This is a genomic window from Actinomadura rayongensis, from assembly GCF_009831215.1.
Lineage (GTDB): Bacteria > Actinomycetota > Actinomycetes > Streptosporangiales > Streptosporangiaceae > Spirillospora > Spirillospora rayongensis.
This window is the reverse complement of record NZ_WUTW01000004.1, coordinates 121257-139074: the sequence shown is the minus strand read 5'-3', so window position 1 is coordinate 139074 and position 17818 is coordinate 121257. Positions and strand designations below refer to the sequence as shown.

The window sequence follows — 17818 nt, the reverse complement described above, 5'->3', positions numbered from 1 at the left end:
GTCTCCTTCGTTCGCGGATCTGGATCTCACGCTAGGCGGGGCACGGTAAGTGGCGCTTCTCGAATCCTGACCGGTCTGGTCACCCGTCCGCGGCGGCCCGCGCCTGGGCGCCCCCGAGGCGGCCGGACGCGGTAAGGAAACATCATCCATATCCGGTATGTCCGGCGCATTGCCCGGCTATTCGGAACGGGCTTCCGCCGAGTTGACTCGATCTTGATTTTTGCGCGCTGGGCAGGAAGGGCTTCCTGAACGCGCGGGGTCCGGTCCCGGCGCGCGGTGCAGAGAAGGCGGGACGATCGCGATCTCGTCCGTCCGACATCGCGCGCCGCGACCGTTCCGGTCCGCCGCAGGTCGGGGGCATGGTGACTAGTCGCCGATCGCCCGAGTTAACTATGGCGCGATTTATGAAATTTTTGCGCCCGGCCTCGCTATCGACCGTCCGACCGTCTATGCTGCGGGCTACCTCGGAACTGTGGAAAGGAGGCCCCGCATGGCACAGAAGGTCGAGGTGCGCCTCGTTGACGACATCGACGGGGGCGTGGCAGACGAGACCGTCAGCTTCTCGTTGGACGGCGTTCTTTATGAGATCGACCTGAGCGAGCAGCACGCCGCCCGGCTCCGCAAGAACCTGGAGCCGTTCGTGCAGGGCGCCCGCCGGGCGCGTCCCAAGGGCGTCAAGGCCGGCCGGCCGGCCAGGACGCAGTCCAACCGCGAGCGGTCCGGCGAGATTCGCGAGTGGGCGAGGTCGCAGGGCATCGCGGTGAACGAACGGGGCCGCATTCCGGCGACCGTGATCGAGCAGTACGAAGCGGCGCACTAGCACGTCCCCGCCAATGGCGCTCCACGGTTCGGAGCGCCGCATGAGAGGGCCTGACCGTCGACCGGTCAGGCCCTCGTCCGGTTCCCGGCCCTGAATGGCCGCGCGCCCACCGGACCGGCAAAGCAGGACGAAGCCGACGCACTTCCCGACCCCGCCGCCCGCCCCGGGAACGTTCGAACCGCACCCGAAAACCCGGCCGATCCCCGCCGCCCGGGAAAACCCCGCCGCGCCGCCCCGGCAAATGCCCGTCCGCCGAACTGCGGACGCCCGGCCGTGAACGAAAGTCAGCCCTCGCTCCCGCCGCCGAATCGGCGCGGTTTCCCCCCGCCCGCCTTTCCCGGGACACCGAACGGCCCCGCGATCCCGGGGGACCACGGGGCCGGTCCGGCCGCCCTCGGCGTCAGGCGAGGGACGCCAGGTAGGCGTCGGTCGCGGCCGGGTCGAGGATCCACTCGGCGAGTTCGGGCGGCGTCACGTAGCCGGCGGCGAAGCGGCGCGCCACGCGCGGGTCCTGGGCGGCCGTGCCGAGGACGCGCTGCACGTGCTCGGGCATCGGCCCGAGCAGCGCGTTCGACCAGGCCGTGGACCACTGCGCGTAGTCCCAGTACCGGTCGAAAGTCTCCTGCATCCAGGCCGCGTCGAACGGCTTGTCGCCGCGTTCCAGGATCGAGGCGAGGTAGATCGCGGCGCAGTGGGCGGCGTTGTTGGCGCCCTGGCCCGCGATGGGGTCGTTGGTGACGACGACGTCCGCCATCCCGAGCACCGCGGCGCCGCCGACGCGTCCGACCGGATGCCGCACGACCGGCGTGAAGGCCCCGGCGAGCGCGGACCGGCCGTCGGTGGGCTCCAGCGACCGGCACTGCGGCGCCACCCACGGGAAATGCTCCTCGATGACCTGGACGGTGAGGTCGAGGTGGGCGGCGGCGTCGAGGCTGCGGCCGGTGTCCCAGCGGTCCAGCGGCCCGCCCGGGACGGCCTCGACGAAGAGGATGTCGCAGGGCGAGACGTCCCCGTCCCGGCCGACGGTGAGGGCGGGGATCGTGATCAGCTCGCCCACCGGCAGCGCGCTGATCCCGACGTGCGGCTCCGGGTACGCCGGGTCCGGCTCCATCCCGTGCACGTACACGCACGCCAGCGCACGCTGCGGCGCGTCGTAGGGGGAGCGGGACGGGTCCGGGTCGAACAGCGCCGCGAGGTCGCCCCGCCCGGCCGCGACGATCGTCAGGTCGAACAGGGCGGCCAGGCCCTCCAGGTCGGACGTCAGCACCGACCCGTAGACGACGCGTCCGCCGCGCTGCTCGAACAGCTCCAGCCAGCCCGCGACCTTCACCCGCTGGTCGACGCTGTGCGCGGCGCGCTCGAACGGCGCGCTGAACGACAGCGCCACCGACCCGTCGGGACCGCCCGCCATGACGCGCATCCCCTCGATCGCGGGGACCTGCTCCTCCCACAGGTTCAGCTCGCCGACCCGCTCGAAGTCGAGGGCGGGCGCGAACATCACCTGCGTCGACATGACCCGTCCCGCGCGGGTCTCCTCCGGGGTGCGGGCCGCCATCAGCGTGACCCGGTAGCCGTGGCGCAGCAGGTCCAGCCCGAGCTGGAGACCCGCCTGGCCCGCACCGATGATCAGGATGTTGCGCATCGTCGGACGCTCTCTCTTCTCTGTGCTCGCAACGGGTGGGACTACCGGCCGCCGCCGGACGCGTCGCCGCCGGACGCGAGGACGGCCTGCCGCAGGCTGTGCCCGACCGTGGTGATCAGCGCGCGGGCCACCGACGACCGGCTGCGCGCGTCCACCGTGGTCAGCGGGACGTGCTCGGGCAGCTCCAGCGCCGCCCGGATCCGCTCGACCGGATGGGGCAGGACGTCGTCGAACCGGTTCACGGCGACCGCGAACGGGATGTCGGCGTCGCGCTCGAAGTAGTCGATCGCGGGGAAGCTGGTCTCCAGCCGCCGGGCGTCGGCGAGGACGAGCGCGGCGCTGGCGCCCCGGCACAGGTCCTCCCAGATCGTCCAGAACCGGGGCTGGCCGGGCGTGCCGAACAGGTACAGGACGAGGTCGCTCTCCAGCGTGATCCGGCCGAAGTCCATCGCGACGGTGGTGGTCGTCTTGCCCTGCCCGTCGGCGAGCGCGTCCAGCGGCCGGCCCGGCTCGGTCATCCAGTTGTCGGTGTTGATCGTCGCGATCTCCGAGATGGACTGCACGGCGGTCGTCTTCCCGACCCCGAGCCCGCCCGCCACCATGATCTTGACGGACGTCGCGTGCCGTCGCGCCGCCGGCGCGCGCTGGGGTTCAGGCCAGCTTGCGGAGACCATCGAGCACCCTTCCGAGGACGACCGTGTCGCGCGGATCCTGCGCGCCCGAGCCGAGGTGGACGTGGCCGGCGGCCGACAGGTCGCTCAGCACCACCCGCGCGACGCCGAGCGCGATCGCGCAGTCGGCCGACAGTTCGGCCAGCGACACCGGGGAGGACGCCGCCGCCCGCTGGTAGAGGGTGCGCGCCCACGGCGGCAGCGTCGCCGCGACCGACGCGTCGTAGTGCGGGACGTGGACGAGCGTGTGGACGAGCAGCGGCCGGGGCGTGCGGATCCGTCCGCCGACGCGCGTGTAGGGACGGCCCCAGCGCGTCGGGTCCAGGCCCGCGAGCCACGTCACCCGGACTCCCGTCCGCCGCGCAGCTCGGGGGCGAAGACCGGCCCCACGCTGGTGACGAACTGGGTCATCGCGGTCGCGACGGCGCCGAGGTTGGCGCCCGGCTCGGCCTCCACGATCAGCGCGGCGGGGGCCTGGATCCGCATGCACACCAGGTGCCCGCGCGTGTAGCGCAGGAGGATCTGCTCGCACGAGCCGCGTCCGGTGGTGCCGCCCATCGCGTGCCCGAGGGCCAGCAGGGAGATCCCGGCGGCGGCGTGCCGTTCGGCCTGGTCGCGGGCGAGGCCGACGCTCGACAGCAGCAGCCCGTCGGACGAGGCGACCACCGCGCCCGCGATGCCGGGGACCGAGCCGAGGAGGTTGCCGACCAGGCGGTCCAGCGGGACGGTGTCCTGGGTACTCACCACTTCTCACCTTCCGGGGAGTCCGCGCCGCCGCTCTCGGGAGCGGTGAAGGCGGCGAGGTCGTCGGCGAACCCCGCCAGCGTGTTCGCGGGCGCGGCGGGCGGCGACGCGGGGGCGTCCGGGCCGGGCGTCCCGGCGCCGCGCCGCCAGTCGCTGCGCCGCGGCAGGCCGCCGTCGGGGGCGTGCGCGGGCGGCGGCGCCGGGGGAGCGGCGGGTTCGGGGGCGGGCGGCCGGGGTGCGGGGTCGCGCGCGGGCGCCGGGGTCGTCAGCAGGTGCGCCGGGACGGTCACCATCGCGATCAGCCCGCCGCCCGGACCGCCGTGCCGGGACGCCAGCGACAGCCCGATCCCGTGCCGCCGCGCCAGCCGGTGCGCGACGGGGAAGCCCAGGTGGCGGCCGGTCTCGGCGCCGACGGGCAGCGGTTCCCCGGCGAACAGCCGGTTCAGGTGCTCGACCCGGTCGGGCGCCATGCCGACGCCCGCGTCCGCGACCTGGACGACCAGGCTCCCGTTGGTGAACGGATGCGCGGTCACGTGGACGGGCCCGGTGGAGTACCGCACCGCGTTGTCGATCAGCGCGGCGAGCAGCATCGCCACGTCGTGCGCCGCGTAGCCGGGGACGGCGGCGTCCCCGGCCGGGCCCGGCTGGTGCCGGACGCGGTCGGGGAACTGCACCGGCGAGACGGCCTGCAGCACGACCTCGTACAGCGGGACGGCGGCGTCCTCGCCCTCGTGCTCCTGCCCGTCGGCGAGGACTCGCAGGTCACGGGCGACGCGCCGGATCCGCGCGAGCGCGTGGTCGACGGCGTACAGGTGGGCGATGCGCTCCTCGTCGGCCTCGTCGGCCTCCAGCGCGGTCAGCGGCGGGAGCATCTGCTCGGTGAGCAGCAGCAGCCGGGCGCCGACGTCGTCGTTCAGGGTGCGCCAGGCGTCCGCCGAGCCGCGTCCGCCGCCGGTGCGGCCGACGGCGTCGAGCAGGTCGTCCACCAGATCGTGTCCGGGTGCGGCCACCAGCCGGCGGGCGAGCCGGACGCGCAGCCGCGCCCGCCACCCCCTGTCGCGGGGCTCGCCGCGGCGGCGGCCCAGCCGCGCGGTCAGGCGGCCCGCGCGGCGTGCGCGCCGCGGGGAGACATCCGACGCGAACGACATGGGCCCAGCTCCCGGGGGGATCGAGAGAACACGGACGAAACGCGGACGAACCGGGCGGCGCGGCGGGTCGTGTAGGACCCGCGGCGTACCCGGACGACCGGATATGCGGGCCGACCCTAACGCATGAACTCCCGGGGAAGAGGGCAACTCGCGAGCTTTGCGCCGCGTGCCCGGACGGCGACGGCGGGTGGGCCCGGCGGCCGGGGACCCCCCAGTCCCCCGACCGCCGGACCGGCGACCGTGCCAGGGCCGCGCCGAGTGCCGTCCGGGGTTCCGTGCCGCGACCGGCCGCGCGCCGCGCGGTCCCACCCGGCCGCGACCGACGGGCCGTCCCCTTCGCTCCGGACGGCGCCGTCTCCCGGATCGGCCTCGACCCTCATCGTGGCGGGCGGGATCGGGCGCATGCATCGGTAGCACTACCGATGTCCGTACGGATTCCGGTGGGACCTAGCCTGACCTGCATATTTTTCGGTACGGCTCGTCCGGTGAACCGGTGGCGCGACCCGGGGCGTTCGGCTAAGGGCGCCAACCGCCTGCGGGCCGGTGGATCTTGGGTTACCTTGATCGTCCGGTCGGGCGGACGAGGTGAGGCGCGATGGAATCGGGAACCGAACGTCCCGGGGTCGACACCGGCGTTCCCAGTGTCGCCCGGGTCTACGACTTCCTCCTCGGCGGCAAGGACCACTACGCCGTCGACCGCGAGTTCGCGCGGCGGCTGGCGGCGCGGTGCCCGAACCTGGACTTCGCGTGGGAGGTCCGGCAGAACCGGGGCTTCATGACCCGCGCCGTCCGGCACCTGGCGCGCGAGGTCGGCGTCCGGCAGTTCCTCGACATCGGGACGGGCCTGCCGACGCAGGAGAACGTCCACCAGGTCGCGCAGGACGCCGCGCCCGACGCCCGCGTCGTGTACGTCGACAACGACCCGATCGTGCTCGCGCACGCCCGCGCGCTGCTGACCGGCACCCCGCAGGGCGCGACCCGGTACATCGACGCCGACCTGCGCGACCCCGACCGCATCGTGGAGCTGGCCGCCGAGACGCTGGACTTCACGCGTCCGGTGGCGGTGAACCTCATCGCCGTCCTGCACTTCATCCCCGACCCCGACCCGGTCGTCGCGCGGCTGCGCGAGGCGCTGCCGGTGGGCAGCCACCTGGTCATCAGCCACGCGATCGACCGGCCGGAGTTCGCGGCGATCGCCGAGGAGTACCAGCGCGAGATGGGCGTGGGCGCGCTGCGTCCGTTCGGCCGGATCCAGGGCTTCTTCGGCCGGGACGGCTGGGAGATGCTCGACCCCGGCCTGGTGCCCGTCGCGCTGTGGCGTCCCGAGGTGCCGACGATGGTGCGGCCCGGGACCGGGATCTTCGTCGCCGGGGTGGCCCGCAAGGTCTCCTGACCGGGTTGTCACAAACCGGGGCGTCGCCGCGTCCTCGGTGTCGACCGACACCGAGGAGGAACGATGGGCACGATCCTGGTGACCGGCGCCACGGGGACGCTGGGGCGTCCGCTGGTGGCGCGGCTGCTCGCCGACGGAGCGGCGGTGCGCGCGATGAGCCGCCGTCCGCGCCCGGCGGGCGATGACCGGGCCTGCGACTGGGCCGTCGCGGAACTGGCGAGCGGCGCGGGGCTGGCCGACGCCGTCGCGGACGTGGAAACGATCGTCCACTGCGCGACCAATCTGCGCGACGACACCGCCGCGACGCGCCGTCTCGTCGCGGCGGCCCGGGCCGGGGCGCCGCATCTCGTCTACATCTCGATCGTCGGCGTCGACCGGGTGCCGTACTTCTACTACCGGGGCAAACTGGCCGCCGAACAGCTGATCGAGGCGTCCGGGCTGCCGTTCACCATCCTGCGCACCACCCAGTTCCACGACCTGCTGGCCCGGGTGACGCTCGCGCAGCGGTGGCTTCCCGCGGTGCTGTCGCCGGCCGGCGTCCGGTTCCAGCCGATCGACGTCACGGAGGTCGCGGCGCGGCTGGCCGTCCTCGCGCAGAACGCGCCCGCCGGACGGGTCGCCGACATGGGCGGGCCGCAGGTCCGGGACGCCGCCGCGTTCGCCCGCGCCACGCTCGCCGCCGTGGGCCGGCGTCGTCCGGTCGTGCCGGTGCGGCTGCCGGGCGCGGCCTTCCGCGCGTTCCGCGACGGCGGCCATCTGGCGCCCGACCAGGCCGTCGGGACGGTGACCTTCGAGCGGTACCTCGCCCGCCGACAAGAAAATTCGTCTTGACAAAAAAGTTTGTCGGTGGGACGGTGGAGCCGTGCTGGACATCGCCGTCATCGAAGAACCCGCCGCGGCCGAGGCGTCCCTGGACCCGACCAGGTCCCGGATCCTCGCCGCCCTCGCCGAGCCCGGCTCGGCCGCCATGCTGGCCGGACGGCTGGGCCTCGCCCGGCAGAAGGTCAACTACCACCTGAAGGAGCTGGAGCGGCACGGGCTCGTCGAGCTGGACGCGGAACGGCGCAGGGGCAACGTCACCGAGCGGGTGTACCGCGCCACCGCCGCGTCCTACGTGATCTCGCCGAGCGCGCTCGCCGCCGTCAGCCCGGACCCGTCCCGGGCCCCGGACCAGCTCTCGGCCCGCTGGCTGCTCGCGCTCGGCGCGCGGATGGTGCAGGAGGTCGGCGCGCTGCTCACCGGGGCGGCCCGGGCGCGGCGGCGCGTCGCGTCCTTCGGGATCGACGCGGAGGTGCGGTTCGCGTCGGCGGCCGACCGGACGGCCTTCGCCGACGAGCTGGCCCGGACGGTGGCGACGCTCGTCGGCCGCTACCACGACGAGTCCGCGCCCGGGGGCCGCAGCCACCGGGTGATCGTCGGGCTGCACCAGATCCCCGCCGAGGAGGCGCCGCGATGAGTCGCCCGTTCGAGATCGGGCTGGAGCGGGTGCTCCCCGCGAGCCCCGAGGAGGTCTGGGACGCCATCGCCACCGGGCCGGGCATCGACTCCTGGTTCATGGGACGCAACGAGGTCGAGCCCCGCGCGGGCGGCACCGCCGCGATGGACACCGGCGGACGGCGGGAGGAGGCGGTCATCACCGCCTACGAGCCCGGTCGCCGCTTCGCCACCCGCACGGCCACCGCCGAGGACGGCCGGTTCATGGCCTTCGAGTACCTGATCGAAGGCCGCGACGGCGGGAGCACGGTGCTGCGGGTCGTCCACAGCGGCGTGCTCGGCGACGACTGGGAGGACGAGTACGACGCGCTCCGCCGGGGCTGGCCGTTCCACCTCCGGACGCTCCACGAGTACCTGGCGCATTTCCCCGGCCGCACCGGCGTCCCGGTCTTCGCCTTCACACAGACGGGCGAACAGGACGCCAAGGCCACTCTTCATCAGGCCCTATCGTTGCCCGACACGGTCGCGCCGGGCACCCGGGCGCACGCCGACGCGCCGCCGCTGGACGGCGTCGTGACCTGGGCGGACGACGAACGCTTCGCCGTCCGCACCCCGGACGGCCTCTACACCTTCCACCACGCGCCCGGCGTCGCGGTGATGTTCCACCACCTTTTCGGCCCGGACACCGACGGCGCCGAGACCGCCTGGCAGCACTGGCTCACCGGCCTCTTCACCTGAAAGGACTTCATCATGCGCACTCTGATCAGCACCGCGTTCGTCTCGCTCGACGGCGTCATGGAGGCGCCGGGCGGCGAGCCCGGCTACCGGAACTCCGGCTGGACGTTCAAGGAGGTCGAGTTCGTCCCCGAGGCGTACGCGCTCAAGGAGCGGGAGCAGAAGGAGGCCGCCGCGCTCCTGCTGGGCCGGACGAGCTACGAGGCGTTCAGCCCCGTCTGGCCCGACATGGCGGAGTTCGCGGACTACAAGGTGATGCCGAAGTACGTCGTGTCCACCACGCTGACCGCGGACGCCCTCGTGTCCACCTGGGGCGAGACGACGATCCTGCGCTCGCTGGACGAGGTCGCGGCGCTGAAGGAGACCGAGGGCGGGCCGATCATCGTCCACGGCAGCGCCACCCTGAACCACGGCCTCGCGGACGCCGGCCTGATCGACCGCTACCACCTGCTGGTCTTCCCGCTGCTGCTCGGCGCGGGCAAGCGGCTGTTCAGCGCCGCCGACAAGGACGCCCAGAAGCTGCGGCTCACCGAGCACGAGGTCTACGCCAACGGCGTGCAGAAGCAGGTCTTCGACGTCGTCCGCTGACCGGCCCGCGCGGCGCCCCGGCCCGGGCGCCGCGCGGTCGGTCAGGCGCCGTGCGGGAGAAGGGCGCGCACGAACGGTGCGGGGAGCCGGTAGGTGACGGTGGGGACGAACCGCTCCCGCGCGGCGTGGACGACCGCGTTGCCGCCGTAGTCGATGACGCCGAGCCGGTCGGTGAGGGCGCGGATGTTCCCCGGAGGCAGCGTGCCGCCGGGAGCCTCGGTGAAATGTTCGGCGGCGAGCGGGATCGGGACCAGACGGACGCAGGTCCAGTTGTTGAGGGGCGGGAGCCCGCCGTCGAACGTCTCGCCGTCGGGCACGATCTCCAGCGGGTGGTCCTTGCCGTACGCGTCTTCGGCCGTGGTGACGATTTCCTCGACGCGGCCGGGGTCGTCGGGGAATTTGCGCCCGGCGATGACGCGCGCGTGTTCCACCGTCGTCGCGCAGCGCTGGGCGGGGTCGGAGAACGACACCGGCGGCAGCGGTTCGGGCGCGTCGGACGTGGTCAGCCGGGCGAGCGCGGCGCGCTGACGGTCCGAAAGGTCGCACCATTCCCGCAGCCTGATCAGGCACGACTGGAGGAACGGCAGCAGACCCGCGCCGTCCAGCGTCCGCAGGACGTACGCGTGGTCGAAACCCGCGTCCAGGGCGAGGACGAGGTCGTTCGCGAGTTTGGCGTTGACGAAGCAGTCCCCGGCGGCGTTCGCGATGACGGCGCAGACGTCGTCGTCGAAGGAGATCGGGCCGGGTTCCGCGGGGCCGCCGGAGCGTCCGAGCCGCATGAGACCGCAGTGCCGCACCGAATACGGGCCGGCGTGGACGTCGATCGAAAGCCGTTCGCGGTCCGGCGCGACCAGCCTGATCTGGCCGTAGAGGCGGCCGTCCTCGGTGTCCTTCTTGAACCAGGGGAGTTCGCCGGCGGGATAGGCGTAGTCGTGGCGGCGGAGCCCTTCGGCGAGCGCCCACGCGGCGTCGATGTCGTCGACCAGGACGTCGAGGTCGCCGACGTCGCGGCGGAGGCCGTCCGGGTAGAGACGGCGGAACGTGTGGCCTTTCATCGTCCACCACGGAACGCCGGCTTTCCGCGCCACGTCGCCGACCAAGCGGTGGACGGTGTCCGTCGTCGCGCCGCGCACGTCCGTCAGCCGCGCTTTCTCGTCGAGGCGGTCGTGCAGGTCGTTCAGCAGCGAAGACTCGGCTGGGGGCAGCGCGCCGCGCAGTTCCGCGATCCGGTCGCGGGCGATGCTCCGCACCTTGTGGAAATGCAGGAGTTCGGCGGCGGCCTCGACGCCCGTCCGTTCGATCGCCGCCAGGCATTCGGCGAGCGGGGTCCGGGGTTGCAGGAGGCCGAGGCGCAGGATCGGCGCGGAGTCGTCAAGCGTCATGAGGTGTCCCGTGAACAAGGGGGCGGATCGCGGCGGTGGCGCGTTCGGCCCGGTGTCGGCACTCGGGCAGGTCGGCGTCGGTGACGGCGGTGAAGGAAAGGCGGACGGCCGTCCGCGTGCAGTAGAAGGACGCCCCGGGACTCACCGTGAGCCCGGCGGCGGCGAAAGCGTCGACAACGCTTTCTTCGGACGGCCCGTCCGGGGCGAACACGAGCAGCAGGGACGGCCCGTCGCCGCCGAAGCGGATCTCGACGCCGGGCGGCGGGACGAACGTCCGCGCGAACGCGGCGCAGCGCCGGGACGCGGCGCGCAGGCCCGGACCGGCCAGCGCGTCGAGTCCGCCGCGTTCGACGAAGCCGGCCCACGCGTCCTGCCAGGCGCGCGGCGGCCCGCCGCGGGACGGGCGTTCGCGTCCCGCCCCCTCCGGACTGAACCGCCAGCCGAGCTGCCCGCCGCCGCCCGCGAGCTTGTGCAGGCTTCCCAGCAGCGTGGCGCCGTCGGGACGCGGTGCCTGCGGCGCGGCCCAGTGGTACGCCTGGTTGACGACGAGCCGCGCGCAGCGCCTCCCGATTCCGGTGAGCGTTGCGGCCTGATTATCCGTGAGCGTGAACCCGTCGGGATTGCGCGCGGGCGAGGTCACCCAGACCAGCGTCCCGGTGAGATCGCCGTCGAGGGAGAGAATGTCCTCCGGCGCCATCAGCGCGACGTCCCGCACATGTTCGTACGCGAGCCGGGGGACGTCCCGGAACGCGGGCCGCTCGATGACGACGGCCTCGCTCGCGCGGAACAGGGCCGAAGCCTGCTCGCGAATTCCCCCGGTCACGCTGAGCCCGTCGTAGGGCAGCCGCAGATGCGCCGCCAAAGCCTCGCGCAGGCGCGGCAGTCCGGTCCGGGGCGGCGTGAGCCATGCCCGCGGCGAATCGAGCGCCTCGTGCAGGCATTTCTCGAACAGCCGCCGGGCGTCCGCGGGCCACGGCGCGATGGGGCCGGTGAGGTCCATCATGGGGCGTGCCGGACGGCGTCCAGAAGCGCCTGATGCCGTCCGCCGGCCTGGACGCGGTCCACGATCGTCTCCTGGATCTGTTTCCAGCTTTCGGCGAGTCCCGTCTCCGTGAAGACGGTCTCTCGGGGATAGGGCACCAGCGGGGCGGCCTGCTCATAGGCCGCCGCATAACGCCCGAGCACCGAATCGGGGCCGATCTTCTGGGGATGGTCGCCCTTGGGGCGCTCGGCGATCCGGCGCGCCGCCTCGTCCACGGACACCTGGAGGCGGAACGACAGATCCGGCGCCGGAAGCCCGCCGTAAACGAGGCCGAGCCGCTCGGCGGCGTCGCTTTTCCAGAGGATCGAGTCGGCGAGCCATTTGCTGACGTAGGTGTCGGTGACGATCACCTGCCGGTCCAGGTCGAGCGGGAGCAGCTGCTGGCTCACGAGGTTCAGCATCTCGAACGCGTGCGCGGTCTCGATCTCGTTCGGCGGGAACAGCCCGCTCCAGTGCCGGTGGCCCGCCGCGACCGCCAGGTCCGCCGCGACGCGCTTGAACGTGCTGGGGAAACTCCGCTGGTAACAGGGCACCCCGGCCGAATTGAACAGGCGCATGACGCGTTCGACGAACGTCGTCTTTCCCGCGCCGTCGATGCCGGAGAATTCGATGAGCATATGCGGTCCTCGTGCCGGAGTGGGGTCACCACTCGTATCCGTGGTATTGGATCTCCCGTGCGTACTCCCGTGCTATCACCGCGCGCAGGGGATCATCGAGCACGTGCCGGTGGTCGGCGCCGAACGGGCGGAACTGCGTCTTGGCCTCGGGCAGCGGCGTCAGCTCGGGCAGCCCGAGTTCGGCCGCGACGTGCTTGACGTCGGCGAGCAGCGTCTCGTAGCGGCCGACCATGTCCACCGCGACGGCGTCGTTCAGCGTGTAGAGCGGCCAGTTGTAGGCGTCCCGCGCCTCGCCCGACCGGACGAAATGGTCGATCCCCGGCCGGGGCGGCGTCCGGTACCGGTGGTAATAGAGCGAAACGACTTTGTCCCACGGATTGCGCTCGAAACAGAACGTGAAATACGTCCGCCACACCTTCTCGCCGAGCAGTGCGCGCACGGCCCGGGCGGGCATGTGGTTGTAGAACACGATGCCCGGACCCGGCCCCGGCGGGACGACCTCCGCGTCCGGCGGCGCGGCGCGCAGCAGGTGGTTCTGCGGCGGACGGCCGCCGTGCGCGCGGCGGATCCGCTCGTCGCGCGGGCTGAGCGAGGTGACGACCGCGTCGTCCCCGACCAGCCGGGAGAGCGCGATCTCCAGGCTGGTCCCGGCGGTCTTGCGCGTCCGGATGAAGATGAAGCGATGCTCATGCGAGACGATCACCGGTGCCCCCTTCGCGGCCGGATGCGGATCACAGCTCGGGCGGCACGTCCTCGCCCGCCCCCGCGGTGCCGCCGAGCTGGTCGACGGCCCGCCGGTACTGGAGCGGGACCAGCGACTTCGGCACCATGCCCTGCGCGGCGGCCCGGACGATCTGGAGCGGTTCCACGAGCATGCTCCGGCCGAGGAAGACGAGGTCGCTGTCGCCGGCCTCGATGATCTCCCCGGCCTGCCAGAGGTCCCGGATCATGCCGACGCTCGCCGTCGCGATCCCGGTCTCCTGCCGGATCCGCCGCGCGAACGGGACCTGGTAGCCGGGCTTGCGCTCCACGCTCAGCGGACGCAGGATCCCGCCCGAGCTGCAGTCGACGAGGTCGACGCCCTCGGCGCGGAGCACGCGCGACAGCCACACCGAGTCGTCCAGGCTCCACCCGTCCTCCAGCCAGTCCACGCACGACAGCCGCACGCCGAGCGGAAGGTCGTCGGACCACCGCGCGCGGACGGCCCGGACGACCTCCACGAGCAGCCGCGACCGCGCCGCGATGTCGCCGCCCCAGCCGTCGGTGCGGCGGTTGGCCGCCGGGGACAGGAAGCTGTGCAGCAGGCGCCCGTGCCCCGCGTGCAGTTCCAGGAACTCGTAACCGCAGGCGAGGGCGCGGGCGGCGGCCTCGGCGAACTGGTCGATGACGCGGTCGATCTCGCGTTCGGTGAGCGCCTTGGGCACGGGATAACCGTCGGCGAACCGGATCGCGCTCGGACCGACCACCTCCCAGCCGCCCTCCTCGGGCCTGATCCACCGATCGCCGTCCCACGGCCGTGTCCGGCTGCCCTTGCGTCCGCCGTGCGACAGCTGGATGCCGGGCACCGCGCCCTGCTCCCGGATGACGTCGGCCAGCCGGGTGAGCGGGCCGGTGAACGCGTCGTCCCAGATCCCGAGGTCCTGCGGCGTCACCAGGCCCTGCGGGCTGACGGCGGTCGCCTCCACCACGACGAGACCCGGACCGATCGCCCGCGTGGCGTAGTGCGTCAGGTGCCACGAGGTCACCCGGTGCTCGTCCGCGGAGTACTGACTCATCGGCGGGAGCCCGAGGCGGTTGCGCAGGGTGACCGAACGAAGGCGCATCGGCTCGAACAGATGCATGAGAGCTCCTGAAGGTCGTGGAACGTCGGGTCGTACGGTCAGGACGCGAGGGCGGGCGCCGCGGCCGTCCAGGGACGCGGCACCGCCGACGCGGCGCGCGGCCTGGTCTCGGCCCAGTAACGGACGGCCGTGGCGAGCGCCCCGGCGATGTCGCGCACGGGATAGGTCGGGGTGAAGGGCGCGGGCATGCTCGCGTAGCTCTCGAAGCTGCCGAGCAGCCGCACCGCCTCGAGCTGGATGGGGGACAGGTGCTCCCGGACGAACGGCAGGAAGAAGCGGTGCCAGCTCTCGCCGCTGATCAGCGGCGGGTCGTCCACCGGGGCGAGCCCGCGTGCGGCCCGCCACGCGTTGAGCGTGCCGCGGATGACGGCGATCAGCTCGGCGAGCGTCAGCGCGTCCGCGCCGGCGGCGACGACGTCGTGGCGGATCGCGCCGGGCGCGGGTCCGAGCGCGCGGTCGACGGCGGCCTGCGCCACGACGTCGACCGGCGCCATCTCGACCCGGCCGTCCGGCGAGCCGACCACGACGGCGCCGAGCCCGCTGGTCAGCGCGTGGATCATCGAGTAGACGCCGTTGAACCGGGCGATGGCGCCGTCCGTCCGCCGTCCGATGATGAGCGGCGGGCGGATGACGGTCACGCGCGTGCGGCCGGACGCGCGCAGCAGCTCCTCGCAGCGCGCCTTGGACCACTCGTAGCCGTTGCGGCGGCCGTCGAACTCGGCGTTCGCGCCCCGGCCGGGCGCGGGCGGCAGGTCCACGAAGGCCGTGGACACGTGGACGAGGTGCGTCCGGTTGTCGGCCAGGTCCAGGACCGCGCGCAGCGGCGCGACGTTCGCGGCGGCGGCCTCGTCCCGGCCCATCGTCCAGCGGGTGCACGCGGCGGTGTGGACGATGACGTCCCACGGCCCCCGCACCGCCGGGGGCGGCGGCTCGTGGCCGATGGTCCACGCGACGGCGGAACCGGCCGCGCGCCGGGCGACGCCGACGACCTCGTGCCCCGTGCCGGTGAGCAGGCGGTCCACCTCGCTGCCGAGGATTCCCGTGGCGCCCGTGAGAAGAATTCGCACCTGAAGACGTCCCTTCCGCGTGCCGCGCTCAGGCGGGGACCATGACCAGTGACGCGTTGTGCCCGCCGAAGCCGAACGAGTTGGAGATCGCCGGGCCGGGGCCGACGTCGGCGGGCCGGTCGCGGACCACGGTGATCTCCGCGTCGCCGTCCGGCTGGGCGCGGTGGTTCGCGACGGGCGGGACCCGGCCCGTCCGCACCGACGTCGCCATGACGACGGCCTCGAACGCCCCGGCCGCGCCGATCATGTGGCCGACGACGCCCTTGGGCGCGGTCACCGGCGGCCCGGCGCCGTTGAAGCAGCGGCGGATCGCGGCGGCCTCGGACCGATCGTTGAGCAGGGTGGCCGTGCCGTGCGCGTTGACGTGGGCGACCTCGTCCGGGGCGACCCCGGCGTCGTCCAGCGCCGCGCGCATGCAGGCTGCGGCGCGGGAGCCGTCCTCCAACGGCGCGACGATGTGGTGCGCGTCCGCGTTGGTGGCGTAGCCCGCCAGTTCGCAATGGATCCGTGCGCCGCGTGCGCGGGCGGTGTACAGGTCTTCCAGGACGAGGAACGCCGCGCCCTCGCCGAGGACGAACCCGTCCCGGTCGGCGTCGAACGGACGGGACGCGGCGGCGGGGTCGCCCGTCCGGCGCGACAGGGCGCGGGACCGGTAGAAGCCTTCGAGCACCAGATCGGACACGGGCGCCTCGGTGCCGCCGGTGAGCGCCGCGTCGCACCGGCCGCTCCGGATCGCCTGGAACGCCTCGCCGATCGCGTTGGTCCCGCTCGCGCAGGCCGTCGCGATCGTCAGCGCGGGACCGGTCAGGCCGAGCCGCATGCTCAGCCACGCGGCGGTGGAGCTGGGCATCAGCTTCGGGACGGTCCGCGCGTTGACCGCGCCCGCGTCCCGCACCATGACCCGTTCGGCCTCGGCGGCGAGCCCGGCGCCGCCGGTGCCGACGATCGTGCACCAGCGCCCGTCCGGCGTCCGGCCCGCGAGACCGGCGTCCGCGAACGCGTCGAGGGCCGCGGCGACCCCGAGCTGCGTGCCGCGATCCAGCACCCTGGCCTCGCGCGGGGAGAAGTAGGCGTCGGGGTCGAAGGCGTCCACGCGGCAGGCCAGCCGGTGCCTGCCGTCGGTGCCGGGCAGCAGGGCGGCGGTGCCCTTGGCGGCGAGCAGGGCGGCGAACGCCTCGTCCACCGTCCCGCCCGCCGGACACTGGACGCCGAGGCCGGTCACGACGACGCGGCGGCCGGTCACGCCCGCGCCCGCAGGACGTCGCCGAGGTAGCCGACCACGTCGCCGACCGTCGTCGTGTCCTTCAGGTCGGCGGGGTCGAGCCGGACGCCGAGCCGGTCCTCCAGCCGGGTCGCGATCTCCATCAGTTCCAGGCTGTCCACGTCGTAGTCCTCGGCGAGGTTGGCCGACGGGCCCACGGTCGAGCCGTCGATGCCGGCGACCTCGGCGATCTCCTCGCGCAGCAGGTCCAGCAGACCCGCCTCGTCCAGCGGTGTGGGCATTGGTCCTCCAGGGAGCGGGCGGCGTCAGCGCAGGTCGAACGTCTGGTACTTGTGGTCGAAGACCCACCCGCGCCGTTCCAGCGCGGCGAGGACGGCCGGTCCGGTGCGCGCGGGCGGCGCGCCGCAGACGACGTGCCCGATGAGCGGCAGTCCGGCGGCGGCGGCGAAGGCCCCCGCGGTCGCGACCAGGCGGCGTTCGGCGGCGGAGCGCGCCGGGTGGTCCGGTTCGACGAGCATGTCGAGCAGTTCGATGTAGTCCCGTCCGGTGAGCGCGTCGAACTGGCCGGTGATGAGCGTGATGTGACCGATGTCCGTTCCGGCGCACTCCGCGACGAAGGAGCGGGCATCGGGATGCCCGGCGACGGCGGCGGCCTGCGCGGCGGTGGCCTCGGGCGCGGGGTCGTCGGCGACGGCGGTCATCGCGTCGCGGAACGCCCGGTCCAGCCAGCCGGCGACCTTCGGCCGGTCGCGTTCGGCGGCGGGCCGTACGCGCGGGTCGGCGGGGCGCTCGGCGGCATCGGCGGGCGGCGCGTCGAGCCGGACGTAGTAGAGGTGGTCGCGGAAGCCCGGGATCTCCGCCGCGCGGTCGCCGAGCCGCACCAGCACGCGTTCCGCGCCGGGGAACGACGTCCGCGCGAACTCGGTGAGGAGGCCGTGCGCGGCGGACGTTCCGACGAGCGCGTCCGGGACCGTCTCGATCAGGCAGCATTCCCGTCCGCTGAGCGGATCGTGGAACTCGCCGGCGACGACCTGCCGCCCGTCGGGCAGGACGAAATGCGCGTCGGCGTCGAAGACCCCCGTGCCGGCCACTGTTCCCCTCTTCCCCCGGTTTCTGCGACGGCCGGACCGTGACGGAGTCCGGCCGTTCCCGTGTGCGGCCGTCCAGGCCGGGACGCGGGTCTCCGGCCTGGACGGACGCCGATTACTTGCCGGGCCCGGCGGACTGGCCGGGCTGCGGCTGGTCGGGCCGCGCCGTCGGTTTGCGTCCGATCGTGGGACGCATGAGCGCCATGTGGGGTCGCGCCATGAGAACACCTCTTCTCAGTGGAGAAATGTGCGACGGTGCCGCCGTCCCGGGCGGCCGGCTCGCGCCGGGGAGTGGAACCCCGTCCGCCCTGAGAATGGCGGCCCCGGTGGAATGCCGAGCCGGTTGGTAGGAATTTCCGTCCCCGCCGGTGGCGGCATGTGCAA

The 17818-nt window shown here is 73.6% G+C and carries 20 protein-coding genes; 6 read left to right on the top strand and 14 right to left on the bottom strand.

Annotated elements, in window-relative coordinates; genetic code table 11:
* Positions 1 to 490: 490 nt before the first annotated feature.
* A complete protein-coding gene (locus GQ466_RS19890) occupies positions 491 to 820 on the top strand; it encodes a histone-like nucleoid-structuring protein Lsr2 (protein ID WP_161104497.1) in 330 nt (109 codons plus the stop codon).
* Positions 821 to 1220: 400 nt separating this feature from the next.
* Here GQ466_RS19890 and GQ466_RS19885 read toward each other — a convergent pair whose 3' ends face one another.
* The 5 genes from GQ466_RS19885 to GQ466_RS19865 are packed head-to-tail and all read right to left on the bottom strand — an operon-like array spanning position 1221 to position 5025.
* Positions 1221 to 2462 carry a styrene monooxygenase/indole monooxygenase family protein gene (locus GQ466_RS19885; RefSeq protein WP_161104496.1) on the bottom strand — a complete coding sequence of 414 codons (1242 nt, stop codon included), beginning with the start codon at positions 2460 to 2462 and terminating at the stop codon, positions 1221 to 1223.
* 41 nt (positions 2463 to 2503) lie between these two features.
* Positions 2504 to 3136 (bottom strand): GTP-binding protein, encoded by a 633-nt coding sequence (locus tag GQ466_RS19880; RefSeq protein ID WP_161104495.1) that lies wholly within the window; start codon positions 3134 to 3136, stop codon positions 2504 to 2506.
* Positions 3114 to 3476, bottom strand: coding sequence for a DUF742 domain-containing protein (locus GQ466_RS19875; RefSeq protein ID WP_161104494.1), 363 nt, complete (start codon positions 3474 to 3476; stop codon positions 3114 to 3116). The genes GQ466_RS19880 and GQ466_RS19875 overlap by 23 nt, the downstream gene beginning before the upstream one ends.
* Positions 3473 to 3877: a roadblock/LC7 domain-containing protein gene (locus GQ466_RS19870; RefSeq protein WP_161104493.1), complete on the bottom strand. Its 405-nt coding sequence runs from the start codon at positions 3875 to 3877 to the stop codon at positions 3473 to 3475. The genes GQ466_RS19875 and GQ466_RS19870 overlap by 4 nt, the downstream gene beginning before the upstream one ends.
* A complete protein-coding gene (locus GQ466_RS19865) occupies positions 3874 to 5025 on the bottom strand; it encodes a sensor histidine kinase (RefSeq protein ID WP_161104492.1) in 1152 nt (383 codons plus the stop codon). The genes GQ466_RS19870 and GQ466_RS19865 overlap by 4 nt, the downstream gene beginning before the upstream one ends.
* A gap of 595 nt (positions 5026 to 5620) precedes the next feature.
* Here GQ466_RS19865 and GQ466_RS19860 point away from each other — a divergent pair.
* The 5 genes from GQ466_RS19860 to GQ466_RS19840 all read left to right on the top strand — a co-directional run bounded on the left by GQ466_RS19860 (position 5621) and on the right by GQ466_RS19840 (position 9175).
* Positions 5621 to 6418: an SAM-dependent methyltransferase gene (locus GQ466_RS19860; protein WP_161104491.1), complete on the top strand. Its 798-nt coding sequence runs from the start codon at positions 5621 to 5623 to the stop codon at positions 6416 to 6418.
* Between the two features lie 63 nt (positions 6419 to 6481).
* A complete protein-coding gene (locus GQ466_RS19855; protein WP_161104490.1) occupies positions 6482 to 7249 on the top strand; it encodes an SDR family oxidoreductase in 768 nt (255 codons plus the stop codon).
* A 31-nt stretch (positions 7250 to 7280) separates the two neighbouring features.
* Complete coding sequence (locus GQ466_RS19850) at positions 7281 to 7874, top strand: helix-turn-helix domain-containing protein (protein ID WP_161104489.1); 594 nt, start codon at positions 7281 to 7283, stop codon at positions 7872 to 7874.
* On the top strand, positions 7871 to 8590 hold the full coding sequence (locus GQ466_RS19845; protein ID WP_161104488.1) for an SRPBCC family protein: 720 nt from the start codon (positions 7871 to 7873) through the stop codon (positions 8588 to 8590). The genes GQ466_RS19850 and GQ466_RS19845 overlap by 4 nt, the downstream gene beginning before the upstream one ends.
* 12 nt (positions 8591 to 8602) lie before the next feature.
* Positions 8603 to 9175, top strand: a complete 573-nt coding sequence (locus GQ466_RS19840; protein WP_161104487.1) for a dihydrofolate reductase family protein — start codon at positions 8603 to 8605, stop codon at positions 9173 to 9175.
* A gap of 41 nt (positions 9176 to 9216) precedes the next feature.
* Here GQ466_RS19840 and GQ466_RS19835 read toward each other — a convergent pair whose 3' ends face one another.
* Genes GQ466_RS19835 through GQ466_RS31790 form a run of 9 tightly spaced genes read right to left on the bottom strand, consistent with a single transcriptional unit; the run spans position 9217 to position 17437 of the window.
* Positions 9217 to 10557, bottom strand: coding sequence for a nucleotidyltransferase family protein (locus GQ466_RS19835; protein WP_161104486.1), 1341 nt, complete (start codon positions 10555 to 10557; stop codon positions 9217 to 9219).
* Entirely contained in the window at positions 10547 to 11560 is a 1014-nt protein-coding gene (locus GQ466_RS19830; RefSeq protein WP_161104485.1) for an aminotransferase-like domain-containing protein, read from the bottom strand. The genes GQ466_RS19835 and GQ466_RS19830 overlap by 11 nt, the downstream gene beginning before the upstream one ends.
* Positions 11557 to 12216, bottom strand: coding sequence for a nucleoside/nucleotide kinase family protein (locus GQ466_RS19825; RefSeq protein WP_161104484.1), 660 nt, complete (start codon positions 12214 to 12216; stop codon positions 11557 to 11559). The genes GQ466_RS19830 and GQ466_RS19825 overlap by 4 nt, the downstream gene beginning before the upstream one ends.
* A gap of 25 nt (positions 12217 to 12241) precedes the next feature.
* A complete protein-coding gene (locus GQ466_RS19820; protein ID WP_161104483.1) occupies positions 12242 to 12919 on the bottom strand; it encodes a sulfotransferase family protein in 678 nt (225 codons plus the stop codon).
* Between the two features lie 28 nt (positions 12920 to 12947).
* The gene (locus GQ466_RS19815) at positions 12948 to 14057 is read right to left on the bottom strand and encodes an NADH:flavin oxidoreductase/NADH oxidase (RefSeq protein ID WP_161104482.1); all 1110 of its coding nucleotides are present in this window, start codon (positions 14055 to 14057) and stop codon (positions 12948 to 12950) included.
* Between the two features lie 38 nt (positions 14058 to 14095).
* The gene (locus GQ466_RS19810; protein ID WP_161104481.1) at positions 14096 to 15124 is read right to left on the bottom strand and encodes an SDR family oxidoreductase; all 1029 of its coding nucleotides are present in this window, start codon (positions 15122 to 15124) and stop codon (positions 14096 to 14098) included.
* 28 nt (positions 15125 to 15152) lie between these two features.
* Positions 15153 to 16367: a beta-ketoacyl synthase N-terminal-like domain-containing protein gene (locus tag GQ466_RS32905; protein ID WP_161104480.1), complete on the bottom strand. Its 1215-nt coding sequence runs from the start codon at positions 16365 to 16367 to the stop codon at positions 15153 to 15155.
* Positions 16364 to 16627, bottom strand: coding sequence for an acyl carrier protein (locus tag GQ466_RS31795; protein WP_161104479.1), 264 nt, complete (start codon positions 16625 to 16627; stop codon positions 16364 to 16366). Before GQ466_RS31795 ends, GQ466_RS32905 begins: the two co-directional genes overlap by 4 nt.
* A gap of 24 nt (positions 16628 to 16651) precedes the next feature.
* Complete coding sequence (locus tag GQ466_RS31790; protein ID WP_161104478.1) at positions 16652 to 17437, bottom strand: hypothetical protein; 786 nt, start codon at positions 17435 to 17437, stop codon at positions 16652 to 16654.
* Between the last annotated feature and the right edge of the window lie 381 nt (positions 17438 to 17818).

Bases quoted from the DNA above. Each gene is read 5' to 3' on its own strand.
- GQ466_RS19890 (WP_161104497.1), top strand. From the start codon at position 491: ATGGCACAGAAGGTCGAGGTGCGCCTCGTTGACGACATCGACGGGGGC.
- GQ466_RS19885 (WP_161104496.1), bottom strand. From the start codon at position 2,462: ATGCGCAACATCCTGATCATCGGTGCGGGCCAGGCGGGTCTCCAGCTC.
- GQ466_RS19880 (WP_161104495.1), bottom strand. From the start codon at position 3,136: ATGGTCTCCGCAAGCTGGCCTGAACCCCAGCGCGCGCCGGCGGCGCGA.
- GQ466_RS19865 (WP_161104492.1), bottom strand. From the start codon at position 5,025: ATGTCGTTCGCGTCGGATGTCTCCCCGCGGCGCGCACGCCGCGCGGGC.
- GQ466_RS19860 (WP_161104491.1), top strand. From the start codon at position 5,621: ATGGAATCGGGAACCGAACGTCCCGGGGTCGACACCGGCGTTCCCAGT.
- GQ466_RS19855 (WP_161104490.1), top strand. From the start codon at position 6,482: ATGGGCACGATCCTGGTGACCGGCGCCACGGGGACGCTGGGGCGTCCG.
- GQ466_RS19845 (WP_161104488.1), top strand. From the start codon at position 7,871: ATGAGTCGCCCGTTCGAGATCGGGCTGGAGCGGGTGCTCCCCGCGAGC.
- GQ466_RS19840 (WP_161104487.1), top strand. From the start codon at position 8,603: ATGCGCACTCTGATCAGCACCGCGTTCGTCTCGCTCGACGGCGTCATG.
- GQ466_RS19835 (WP_161104486.1), bottom strand. From the start codon at position 10,557: ATGACGCTTGACGACTCCGCGCCGATCCTGCGCCTCGGCCTCCTGCAA.
- GQ466_RS19830 (WP_161104485.1), bottom strand. From the start codon at position 11,560: ATGATGGACCTCACCGGCCCCATCGCGCCGTGGCCCGCGGACGCCCGG.
- GQ466_RS19825 (WP_161104484.1), bottom strand. From the start codon at position 12,216: ATGCTCATCGAATTCTCCGGCATCGACGGCGCGGGAAAGACGACGTTC.
- GQ466_RS19815 (WP_161104482.1), bottom strand. From the start codon at position 14,057: ATGCATCTGTTCGAGCCGATGCGCCTTCGTTCGGTCACCCTGCGCAAC.
- GQ466_RS31795 (WP_161104479.1), bottom strand. From the start codon at position 16,627: ATGCCCACACCGCTGGACGAGGCGGGTCTGCTGGACCTGCTGCGCGAG.